This is a genomic window from Testudinibacter sp. P17/SS/0325 (assembly GCF_053570765.1).
The window spans coordinates 2,158,428-2,170,235 of the sequence record NZ_CM131635.1 but is presented as its reverse complement, the minus strand read 5'-3'; the positions used below and the strand labels follow the sequence as shown (position 1 = coordinate 2,170,235).

The 11,808-nt window shown below is 40.8% G+C and carries 13 protein-coding genes and 1 tRNA gene; 13 read left to right on the top strand and 1 reads right to left on the bottom strand.

Going from position 1 to position 11,808, the window contains the following annotated elements:
- The first annotated feature begins 144 nt into the window (after positions 1-144).
- On the top strand, positions 145-1,827 hold the full coding sequence (gene glnS / locus ACWA50_RS10375) for a glutamine--tRNA ligase (protein ID WP_431052257.1): 1,683 nt from the start codon (positions 145-147) through the stop codon (positions 1,825-1,827).
- Positions 1,828-1,931: 104 nt separating this feature from the next.
- Entirely contained in the window at positions 1,932-2,366 is a 435-nt protein-coding gene (locus ACWA50_RS10370) for a YcgN family cysteine cluster protein (protein WP_431052255.1), read from the top strand.
- Between the two features lie 76 nt (positions 2,367-2,442).
- On the opposite strand, the gene ACWA50_RS10365 is transcribed toward ACWA50_RS10370, so the two are convergent.
- Positions 2,443-3,813, bottom strand: a complete 1,371-nt coding sequence (locus tag ACWA50_RS10365; RefSeq protein ID WP_431052253.1) for an L-cystine transporter — start codon at positions 3,811-3,813, stop codon at positions 2,443-2,445.
- 232 nt (positions 3,814-4,045) lie between these two features.
- On the opposite strand from ACWA50_RS10365, the gene ACWA50_RS10360 reads away from it, so the two are divergent.
- From ACWA50_RS10360 to ACWA50_RS10310, 11 genes are all read left to right on the top strand, one after another.
- Positions 4,046-4,122 (top strand) — tRNA-Val (locus tag ACWA50_RS10360).
- Positions 4,123-4,393: 271 nt separating this feature from the next.
- Positions 4,394-5,617 carry a tyrosine-type recombinase/integrase gene (locus ACWA50_RS10355; RefSeq protein ID WP_431052251.1) on the top strand — a complete coding sequence of 408 codons (1,224 nt, stop codon included), beginning with the start codon at positions 4,394-4,396 and terminating at the stop codon, positions 5,615-5,617.
- Positions 5,618-5,768: 151 nt separating this feature from the next.
- Positions 5,769-6,293, top strand: a complete 525-nt coding sequence (locus ACWA50_RS10350) for a hypothetical protein (protein ID WP_431052249.1) — start codon at positions 5,769-5,771, stop codon at positions 6,291-6,293.
- Between the two features lie 131 nt (positions 6,294-6,424).
- Positions 6,425-6,685: a hypothetical protein gene (locus tag ACWA50_RS10345; protein ID WP_431052247.1), complete on the top strand. Its 261-nt coding sequence runs from the start codon at positions 6,425-6,427 to the stop codon at positions 6,683-6,685.
- A gap of 158 nt (positions 6,686-6,843) precedes the next feature.
- Complete coding sequence (locus ACWA50_RS10340) at positions 6,844-7,059, top strand: helix-turn-helix transcriptional regulator (protein WP_431052245.1); 216 nt, start codon at positions 6,844-6,846, stop codon at positions 7,057-7,059.
- A gap of 14 nt (positions 7,060-7,073) precedes the next feature.
- Entirely contained in the window at positions 7,074-7,346 is a 273-nt protein-coding gene (locus tag ACWA50_RS10335) for a hypothetical protein (protein WP_431052243.1), read from the top strand.
- Entirely contained in the window at positions 7,347-7,718 is a 372-nt protein-coding gene (locus tag ACWA50_RS10330) for a terminase small subunit (protein WP_431052241.1), read from the top strand. It begins immediately after the preceding gene.
- Complete coding sequence (locus ACWA50_RS10325; protein WP_431052239.1) at positions 7,705-8,151, top strand: hypothetical protein; 447 nt, start codon at positions 7,705-7,707, stop codon at positions 8,149-8,151. Before ACWA50_RS10330 ends, ACWA50_RS10325 begins: the two co-directional genes overlap by 14 nt.
- Positions 8,152-8,312: 161 nt before the next feature.
- Entirely contained in the window at positions 8,313-8,681 is a 369-nt protein-coding gene (locus tag ACWA50_RS10320; protein ID WP_431052237.1) for an ArsR family transcriptional regulator, read from the top strand.
- A 1,800-nt stretch (positions 8,682-10,481) separates the two neighbouring features.
- Complete coding sequence (locus ACWA50_RS10315; RefSeq protein ID WP_431052235.1) at positions 10,482-10,754, top strand: hypothetical protein; 273 nt, start codon at positions 10,482-10,484, stop codon at positions 10,752-10,754.
- A gap of 99 nt (positions 10,755-10,853) precedes the next feature.
- Positions 10,854-11,513, top strand: coding sequence for a class I SAM-dependent methyltransferase (locus tag ACWA50_RS10310; protein WP_431052233.1), 660 nt, complete (start codon positions 10,854-10,856; stop codon positions 11,511-11,513).
- Positions 11,514-11,808 lie beyond the last annotated feature (295 nt).

Below are 11,808 nucleotides of genomic sequence, written 5' to 3'. Positions count from 1 at the left end.
AAATTTTGTGAGTGAGATATACTATATCACCAATTTATTAAGAAGAACTTAAACATTTGCCGCGTGTTAGCGGTTTTTTTCCGCTGCTAAAGCGTGTAGAATAGACCAATTTTCTATTAAGATTTACTATTTTAAGGAAGTGCAATGAGCCAACCTGAAATCGCTGCCGTGAATGCGGCAGAACATCGCCCGTCTAATTTTATCCGCCATATTATTGATGAAGATCTGGCGCAGGGCAAAGTCAATAATGTCTATACCCGTTTTCCGCCTGAACCGAACGGCTATTTGCATATCGGCCATGCCAAATCGATCTGCCTGAACTTCGGTATCGCCAGAGATTATCAAGGCTTATGTAATTTGCGTTTTGATGACACCAACCCGGTGAAAGAAGATGTGGAATATGTCGATTCAATTAAGCAAGATGTGGAATGGCTCGGTTTCAAATGGCAGGGCGAAGTGCGCTATGCGTCGGATTATTTCGATCAACTGTACGGCTATGCGCTTGAATTGATTGAAAAAGGCTTGGCGTATGTCGATGAATTATCGCCGGAGGAAATCCGAGAATATCGCGGTACACTGACCGAAGCCGGCAAAAACAGCCCTTATCGCGAGCGGTCGGTTGAGGAAAACCGCACTTTATTTGAAAAAATGCGTAACGGCGAATTTGCCGAAGGCAAAGCCTGTCTGCGTGCCAAAATCGATATGGCGTCACCGTTTATGGTAATGCGCGATCCGGTGTTGTATCGGATCAAATTTGCCCACCATCATCAAACGGCGGACAAATGGTGCATTTACCCGATGTACGATTTCACCCATTGTATTTCCGACGCGCTTGAACGTATTACCCATTCATTGTGTACGCTCGAATTCCAAGACAACCGCCGTTTATATGATTGGGTGTTGGAAAATATTTCAATCGAGCGTCCGTTGCCGCACCAATATGAATTTTCGCGTTTGAATCTGGAAAGCACGCTGACCTCAAAACGCAAACTGTTGCAATTAGTCAGCGATAAAATCGTGGACGGCTGGAACGATCCGCGTATGCCGACCATTTCCGGCTTGCGCCGCCGCGGTTATACCCCAGCGGCATTGCGTGAATTCTGCGAACGTATCGGCGTGACCAAACAAGACAATATGGTTGAATTCAGTGCGCTGGAAGCCTGTATCCGTGATGATCTCAACATCAACGCCCCGCGTGCGATGGCGGTGCTCAATCCGTTGAAAGTGGTGATTGAAAATTATCAAGGCGATGATGAGCTGGTGACCGCGCCGAACCACCCGAACCGTCCTGAACTGGGCGAGCGCAAGTTGCCGTTCGGGCGTGAAATTTATATCGATCAAGCCGACTTCCGCGAAGAAGCGAATAAAAAATATAAACGTTTGGTGCTGGGCAAAGAAGTGCGCTTGCGCAACGCCTATGTGATTAAAGCCGAACGGGTGGAAAAAGATGCCGACGGTAATATCACCACCTTATATTGCAGTTACGATCCGGACACTTTAGGTAAAAATCCGGCGGACGGGCGTAAAGTAAAAGGCGTGATCCATTGGGTTTCGGCAACGCAAAATAACGCGGCGGAATTCCGTTTATATGATCGCTTGTTCAACGTGGCGAACCCGGGGGCGGCAGAGGATATTCTCAGCGTGATTAATCCGAACTCTCTGACCGTGGTACATGGCGTGGTCGAAGTGAATTTAGCCGACGCCGAAGCGGAAAAAGCCTATCAATTTGAACGCGAAGGTTATTTCTGTGCGGATAGTAAAGATTCTCGTGCCGATAACTTAGTGTTCAATTTAACGGTCGGTTTGAAAGAGAGTAGTGGTTTTTAATCACGCTTAATTTTTAATCTCGCCCTCCGTCCTTTGGACACCTCCCTTCGCCAGCGGAGGGAGGGAATGTAAAAGTGCGGTTCGGTAATCCCTTGAGAGAAATAATGAAAGTGCGGTTTTGGCAAACAAAATCCCTGTTGGAAATGGACGAACAAGAATGGGAAGCGTTGTGCGACGGCTGCGGTTTGTGTTGCTACCGCAAAATCCTTGACGGCTACGGCAAACACGAGCGCATCTATTACACCAGTATCGCTTGCAACCAACTCGATTTGAATAGCGGTAAATGTGGCAACTACGCCCAACGCTTTGAATTGGAAGAAGATTGCACCAAACTGACCAAACAAAACCTGCCTGATTTCGGCTGGCTGCCAAAAACCTGCGCTTACCGTTTATTATACGAAAACAAACCGTTGTTTGACTGGCACCCGCTCATTTCCGGCAATCCCGACTCGGTCAAACTCGCCCGAATCCCGATTGAAAACGGCATTCATGAACGTGACGTGATTGCGTGGTTTGATCATGTGATTGAAGCGGTTTAATAGCGTTATCAATTCAAGAATAAAAGCCCGTTTCTGATATGAAATGGGCTTTTGCATTAGCTATTTAAAGTGCGGTTTATTCCGCTTTCGGATTTGCCAGCACCTGCAAATCGGTCTGTTTTAACCATTTACTGCTCAATGTGCCGGCAGTGATTGCGCCGTTCACGTTAAGTGCGGTGCGCCCCATATCAATCAGCGGCTCAATCGAAATTAAGAGTCCGACTAATTCCAACGGCAATCCCATGGTTGATAGCACCACAATCGCGGCAAAGGTTGCGCCGCCGCCGACACCGGCGATACCGAAAGATGAAATGGTGACAATCGCCACTAATGACAAGATAAAGTGCGGTGCCAGCGGATCAATCCCGACCGACGGTGCAACCATAAATGCCAGCATTGCCGGATAAATCCCGGCGCAACCGTTTTGCCCGATGGTTGCGCCGAACGTCGCCGAAAAGTTAGCAATCGTGCCCGAATTACCCAGTCTATTGGTTTGGGTTTCGATATTTAACGGAATCGTGGCGGCACTGGAGCGTGAGGTGAAGGCGAACAGCAAGGTCGGCAACACTTTTTTGTAATAGCTGAACGGATTAATGCCGCTCAATGCCAACAGCACGCCGTGTACAATGAACATTACTCCAATCGCCAAATAAGACGCAATAATAAAATTCAGCAGGTTAAGAATATCCGCCCAACTAGACGTTGCCGCCATGCGCGTCATCAAGGCTAAAATCCCGTATGGAGTCAGGCTGATGATAATCCGCACCAAGCTCATCACCAATTTATTCAAACTGTCGATCCCTTGCGTGATACGCTCAGCGGTTTCGGTTTGATCTTTACGCAAACGCAGGGTGGAAATGCCCAAAAAAGCGGCAAAAATCACGGTGCTGATAATCGAAGTCGGATTTGCACCGGTCAGTTCCGCAAACGGATTGCGCGGAATAAAAGAGAGCAACATGGCCGGAATGGTTAAATTGGCAACTTGATCTACCCGCCCTAATACGCGTTCTTGTGCCGCGACTTCACGCGCCCCGGCGATTAAACCGTCCGCATTCAAACCGAACAAGGCGCTGAACCCGATCCCGACTAAAGCGGCAATAGCGGTGGTAAACAACAGAACGGAGAGAATGCTAAAGCTGATTTTGCCCAATCCACCGGCATCATGCAGTTTGCTGATCGCCGATAAAATCGAAACAAACACCAACGGCATCACAATCATATGCAGCAAACGGACATAACCGCCACCGACCAGATTAATCCAATCCAGACTGGCTTTGACCGCACTTTGATCGCCGTACAGATTTTGCAATGCAATGCCGAACACCACGCCCAGCACTAACGCCAATAGTACGGTAACCGCAAGCGAATGACCTTGCTTTTTAAAATGATATAAGACAAAGACTAAAGCTAAAAAAATTGCCAGATTCAGCAGCAGATAGAGAGACATAATGAACCTCGGTTAAAAGAATCAATCAATGGAGATAGCATAACCTGTTATACTCAAAAGATGAAATGACAATACACAATAAATTATGCCGAGAAGATATAATAATGCTTTTCTGTTGCGAAAAAGATGATTTTATTCGCATTTTGTTTAAAAAAATAACAATTGAATGCGCAAGACGAAAAAAAACTTGTTCCTTAATCTGAAAGTCGCTATTATAGCGCCACTTCAAAATGCGACCGTAGCTCAGTTGGTTAGAGCACCACCTTGACATGGTGGGGGTCAGTGGTTCGAGTCCACCCGGTCGCACCATCAAGCCGTTCATAACACTTCATCAAACTACACTAACCCCTTATAAAACCTAGCGTTATCGCATTTTAGTTGTTTATTTCACTTCACTATATTACACTTAAATCCACGAATTTTGACTATACGAATGACTATACGGCTAAGGCATAGTTAAAAGCCGTATAGTTAAAAGTTGTTTTTTCTTTTATTCTTCAATTAGTTAAGTGATAACTATACCGCTTTTTTAAATAAAAGGTCGTATAGTCATTCTTAACATACTGAAATAGGTGAATAAATGGCTAAAGTTGTAGCTCCGCTGACTAATACCCAAGTAGCACAAGCAAAGCCCCAAGAGAAAGATTACCGCCTTTTTGACGGTGGTGGATTGTCGCTATTGGTCAAATCAAATAGTTCTAAATTATGGCGTTTTGAATATAAGAAACCATTTACTAAGAAAGCGGCATTACTTAGCTTAGGGGCATACCCTGAAATATCCATAGCTCAAGCACGCCAAAAAAGAGAAGAATTTAGAATCTTACTAGCGCAAGGCATTGATCCACAAATCAAGCGAGAGCAAGAAAAATTAGAAAAGCAATTAGAGCTGGCTAATACACTTCAAGCAATGGCGGAGAAATGGAAAGCTAAAAAACTTCAAGAAGTCGCTGAACTGACCATTAACAAAAACTACCGCAGATTAGAAAAGCATTTATTCCCCTATGTCGCCAACTGCCCTATTTCAGATATTACCGCCCCTTTAATGGTAAGTGCATTGCAACCACTGGCAAAACAAGGCAAATCAGAAACATTACACCGCATTATCGGTATGCTCAACGAAATATTAGATTTTGCGGTGAATGGTGGCTTGCTCACTTATAACCCTTGTACAAATATTCGTAAGATGTTTGCGAAACATACCAAAACCAACAACCCCGCAATTCATCATGATGAGATACCGCAATTTTTAAACGATCTACAAAATAGCAATATTGAGCCGAAAACACGCTTTTTAGTGATGTGGCAAATGCTGACAATGGTGCGTTCTAATGAGGCTGTTTGTGCGGAATGGGCGGAAATTGATTTAGAAAAAGCATTATGGACGATACCAGCGGAAAAGATGAAAAAGACAAGACACAGCCTGAAAAATCCGCACATTGTACCGCTATCACCACAGGCACTGACGATATTGAAAAAAATGCAACCGATGACCGGACATTTAAAATATGTTTTTGCCAGTAGCCTAACCAGTGGTAAGCCGATGAACAAAGAAACCGTAAATACGACTATTAAACGCATGGGCTACAGTGGCAAACAAACCGCCCACGGCTTAAGGCGTTTAGCAAGCACCTATTTAAACGAAATGGGCGAGCCTAGGGATTATGTAGATGCTTGTCTTGCTCACCATATCCAAGGCGTTAGCGGTGTGTATAACAAGGCGACCTACTTCAATCAACGCATAGGCATTATGAACAGGTGGGGCGCATTTATTGAAGAATGCCAAAAGAAAGCCGTTACGTTGTAACGTTATAAAGTGCGGTTGAATTTCCACAGATTTTATTAATTTAGTGCGGCTAGGTGAGGATTAATTACCCACACCGAAAGATAGTAACCCTTATTGCTATTGTCGCACTAATTCAATCAGTAAGGGATATTGTTGCGCTAAGGGGCGTTTTATGACAAAAAATCAAAGCTATTATAATTCATTACCTGAATGTTCTATTATTGATTATGAAGTCATTCCATACCTTGAAGCTGTTTTATTATGGTGCGGAGTTGAGAGAGAAGATCTACAAGGTGTTTTAAATGAAGTAAATGAATTAAGTTCTGGTATTTATCAACACCCTTATATTCCTTGCTTACAGAAAAAGACTAGAGTTTTGGAATTAGCAATTACACAGGGTGACATAAGAGCGGTAAGGGAACATGGATATGGTGGCGAAATTGAAATTTTAGATGACGGCACAAAATGCGTAAAAGATCATGTAGCTAGAAACCGTCGTCATTTTTGGATACAAGATTTAAAAGAATTTATTTCATCAAAATATCCAAATGATAAGCCTAAGACTTTATTTAATGATGATGAAAGAAAAACCCCTTTAACACAAATTCAGTTTGATGAATTACAGAGGAAATATGATAGCCTTTTACTTGAAAAAGTAAACTACAGTCACAACTTAATGAACTTCAAACAAAGTTAAGTTCTGCTGAAAGTTCCGCTAGAGATTATAAATCCGCACACGATCAAATTTCTGAACGATTAGAAAACGCAAAAACATATTTTCATAATTTAAAGTCTGAAAACGACAAATTAAAAAAAGAACATACTGACTTGAAAGCTAAAAATGATAATCCTAAAACTATAAACGCACTAACTAAAACATTAAAAGCATTTATTGCCGTCTGTTTTGGAGAAAATGTAGCGGATAATCCAAGATCACACATTGCCGAAAATGATATAACTCAAGGTACAAAATATACAAATGGCATTATTCAAATAGCCTTTGACAAAAATGGCTATAAAGTTCCTGTTACTGGTAGAACGCTATCAGAATGGATAAAGAATAGTGATATTTCCGATCTAAAACAGTAATGATATTCAAATTTTATTAGGGGGATATTCTCAAGTTTAGGGGAATATTCCTTTTTTTATCACTTTACATTTCATAATTCCCCACGTTGCAACATTAAACCATATAAAAGCCCTTGAGCGTTTATATCTGAATTAATTTCAAACGTGGAGATAATCCGATGAATGTCATCACCTCAAAAGCCTTTCAGCAAAAGCTAGGCATTAAACAAACCGCTTTTTACAACTGGCAAAACCCGAAGCACCCACAATATAAGCCCGATTTCCCTAAGCCGTTTTCACTTGGTGGGCGGTTAAATGGCTATCGAGAAAATGAAGTCAATGACTTTATCGAAAGCCTGATGAATGCCGATAAAAGCCGTAAAACGCACGCATAGGGAGCTTTTTAAATATGACTAATACCGAATATAAACCTACGCTGACAGGCGTTTTAAAACAGCTTTCAGAGCTACAGGAATTTATCAGCCCTGTTCTTGCTGGAAAATTACCCGAAGTGCGAGGCATTGAGCCACCAGCACCAACAAGGGAAATGACACTTAACGAAGTGATCGGCTTTATTGCTGACAAACTCACATTTTGTGAAATGGATTTAGACAAAATTCAACAAGAATTAATCGCACTTTATGGCGAAAACCCGACAAATTCCGCACAAAAGGGGGCATAAATGGCTAAGAAATTGACTGCTCAACAAGAAGCCTTTGCTTTTGCCGTATTTCAAGGCATGAGCTACGCAGGGGCTTATAGAAATTGCTACAACACGCTTTATATGGGAAATGAAACTATCCACACTGAAGCAAGCCGATTAGCCAATAACCCTAAGATTACCGCTAGGATTAATGAACTGAGAGCCGAATTAAAAAGTGAAGTTTTATCAAGTTCTACCGATTTATTGGCGGAATTAGAAGAAGCCCGATTGTTAGCATTGCGACATAAAAACCCTAACGGAATGACCACTGCCACAATGGCAAAAGCTAAGCTGTTAGGAATGTTAAAAGAAATTAAGGCAAAAGGACAAAATCAAGATGAAACAGAATAACCACAGCGCCAGTAATAATATCAGCATTAACTTGTTTCTTTCGGCTGACTTGAAACTATCCGCAATGGAACGCAGACCAATTGTATTATTAAAATTGATTGCTGACGGTGAATTGTCGGAGTTAGACACCTTGAATGCTGGAAATATCCTTAATGCGAGAAATGAAGTTAATGAAATTGAACGATTAGAAAGTTTTGAATTTATTCGAGTGAAGCACGCTAAAGCAAATGGGCGTGGCGAATATACGACTTATCGAGTCGCAAATAAATATCAGGGGGAAAAATTAATTTCAGCTTACAACCTGAAAGCCAAAGCAAAAGGCTATCCACCACTCACACCGATACAAATTCAAACTGCACTTAATAGGTTTGGTGAGCGTAATCCGTTTATCGTGGCTGATGATGAACGAATAGTAGCAAAGCCGAAACGATAAGGGCAATTGGCGTAATTTAAAAAACGCCCTTTCATGTTGTGAAACAGAAAGGGCAATATTTAAACTATTTTAACAGTGGTTATTATATGGGAAATAATGCGCAACGAACAGCACAACGAAAAAAAAGATCATCCAAACAAGAGAGAGCCGAGCGGCTAGGCGTGGATTTCAACAAGGGCGGATTTTCCACACTGCGGCATGATGTGATTAACAGCCCTGAATTTAACGCCCTAAGCGGTAATTCGGCTAAGCTCTTAACGAAATTACTAGGGCAATTCAACGGCTATAACAATGGCGATTTAACCCTATTACAAAACAAGGCGGCAGAACTTTACGGCATGAGTAACGCCACCGCCAAGAAAGCAATTGATGAACTGCTTGATAGTGGCTTTATTATCACCACACGGCAAGGCGGAAAAAATCGCTGTTCACTCTATGCCCTGACATTTATCGCAGTGAATGAGTGTGACAATAAAATTGATATTCAACCGACAAGAAAGCCACTGGACTATTGGAAAAAACCAAGATGACTTTCGCCAAAGGGAAACCCCAATTGACCGCTCAACCTGTTTTACCCCTTTTTGCTCACTTTCCTAATCGTTTTTATATGTAGTGTATATGGTATATTTATAAAGGTAACTAGAAACTAACGCTATTGGGGAGTAAAAAAACACATGACTACCCTAGAAACTAACGCTATTGGAAATAAATTGATTAAAAAATGACCACAATAGCGTTAGAAACTGGGGTAACTTACCCTAGAAACTGGGGTAACGAAAATCTAATAGCGTTAGAAACTAGGGTAATTGAATAGCAACCGCCACCAGCCACCCAACCGAACAAATCAACCGCCTTTATCACACAGGCACACCATTTATACGAATAAAACTAGATTAGCAAACTCAGCCTCGTAAGCACGCTTTACAGCGAAATAAGCACGGCATAGCACCACCATTCAACGACATCAAAGAAACGACCAAAGCAAGGCGGAACAAGGAGCTATACGATCCAACTAATTGTATAAATAACAAACAATTATCTGACTCGTATAAGCATTGATTTTTAATGGTAATTTCTAGATATTCGCATAACACGAACACCCACTAGCAAGACGGCATAGCATAGATTTAGCCAATCCAAAATTGGATTGGCTACAAGCTCAAAATTGAGCCTGTTAATTCACTTACATAGGCTTGTTTTCAAAATTGGTACTCACATGGGGTTAAAATTACAGTTATGGTATCGGTTTAATGGCAATCCTCGGTAAGTTTGCGAAAGTTTCTACGATTTGCGAAATACTAAAAGAACATATACACCTAGCAACAGAAAGGTATTAGGGATCTAATTGCGAAACTAAACTGCGAAAACCAATAATCATCTTGCTTTTCCTGTTTGATTGGCTAATCTATAATAGAAAACAAGGATATTTTGTTGGTTGATTTTCATACTGAATAATTGATGACTTTTGATTTTAACTATACGAATGACTATACCATTATAGGAGTTTTAATAAAAATTTATTAAAATACAATGCATTAAGACTTGATATCGAGTCCACCCGGTCCATCAAGCCTTTCACAACACCCCATTAAACTACACTAAGCCCTTATAAAACCTAGTTTTAGCGCATTTCAGTTGTTTATTTCACTTCACTATATTACACTTAAATCCACGAATTTTAGTTATACGTTTAGTTATACGGAGCTTGTATAGCTAAAAGCCGTATAACTAGAACACCGGTTTATATTATTTCCGGCTGCGTCAGCGTTATCCGTTTTCTAGTGATCGACTTTTTCGTAGCAATTATTTCAGTACCACTGTGGGTTTATTTGCGACAGCAAGCAGTGCGTGGGGCAGTTGGTGCGCTTGTTGAATATCCCAATCAGCAAGGCGGAACACTTCCACCAATTCGCCGACGGCAAAGCTACGCAGATCACTTGAACCACGCCAACAGGCTGCATGATGGCGTTGGCGGAAGCTAGTGCAGGTGCTAGGCGATGAGAGCTAACAACACAATCACAACTTATTAAGGTTTAGTTAAAATAATATCGTTTAAACTAAACTTTAGCGAATATTCTTATGTCATTATTTTTAAAATTATAAATTAGCCGTTGTGTTTAGCACACTGCGCACTGATAATACTCCATATCGAACAGAAATAAACCTGAAATGCAATTGTGACAAAACCATAAATATCAAGCATGATAATTACAAAACAATAACTTAAATTATAGTAACCCGCTTTACTAATTGGCGAAATAGTATTATAAATTTAGCACCTAGCGAGTTTATTTTGGTCCACTAATTTTTATTGAAAAGGAGTTCCAAAAATGAACTATAAATCTTTATTAGCCACCGCCGTATTCAGCATGTTGACATTGAGTGTACAGGCGAATGGATTAGAACAGCGTCCGATTGATGGTCGGTTGGATGGCTTTGATCCAACTACTAAAGGGGGATCGTTGGAATTAGAACAGCGTCCGATTGATGGTCGGCTGGATGGTTTTGATCCAACCACTAAAGGGGGAGTGTTGGAATTAGAACAGCGTCCGATCGATGGTCGGTTGGATGGTTTTGATCCAACGACTAAGGGTGGTTTTTAATTTCTATTTTTAAATAAAAAATAATTAACCAAAGCCCATTTGTAAATAGTGGGCTTTTTTAATGGTGCTTTGTGCACGCGATTGAATAAAGGAATAGTCATGTCTTTAAATACCCGGGATGGTACAAAAATTTATACACCGCTTTCTTTAAAATTATATGATTGGTGGGTGCTCGCGGTTTCTAATCGATATGCATGGCGCTGTGATACACACAATGTACTTTTACCGCACTTTAGCCAACATATTGGGGCTAATCATTTGGATATTGGCGTTGGAACCGGTTTTTATCCTAAAATGATTCGGAATCAGATTGAGCAAATTTCATTTGTAGACTTAAATCAACATAGCTTATCTTATGCAAGAAAAAGTATTGGCGATACCAAAATTCAGCAATGTGTGCAGCATGATATTTTTAATCCGTTTCCAAAAAATATGCATGAAACATTTGATTCGATCTCTATTTTTTATTTATTGCATTGCTTACCGGGAACGCTGCGGGATAAGCAAACCGCAATACGGCATGTTGTTGCTGCACTAAAACCGGATGGTGTTTTGTATGGTGCGACTATTTTGGGAGCAGGTGTTTCGCATAATGCGTTTGGGCGAAAATTGATGCAAGTTTATAATAAGAAAGGAATTTTCAGTAATTATCATGATTCGTTAGCGAGTTTGCAGGAGGTGCTATCGACCTTTTTTGTTGATGTAACTATTAAGGTTGAAGGCGTAGTGGCGATTTTCAGTGCCAAGCATAAAGTCTGATCCCAAAATTGGATAAATTTAAACCACTCAATTGAGTGGTTTTTTTGTAGAAGAAAATCAACATGGTTATAAATTAAGCATGTTTTTTAATTATTGATATGAATCAATTAATGGCGTGGTGATTTGTTGGTTAAATAATGATAAATCAATATTTTATTTTTATGAAAAAAATCAAATTTGATCTATGTCATTTTTTGTATACCTAATAAGGGGTATATTGAATGCGCTTCTAACGGAGGATGGAAGTCATTGGAGTGTTATAACAAGGTTAATGAATAATTTATGAGGAAATCAG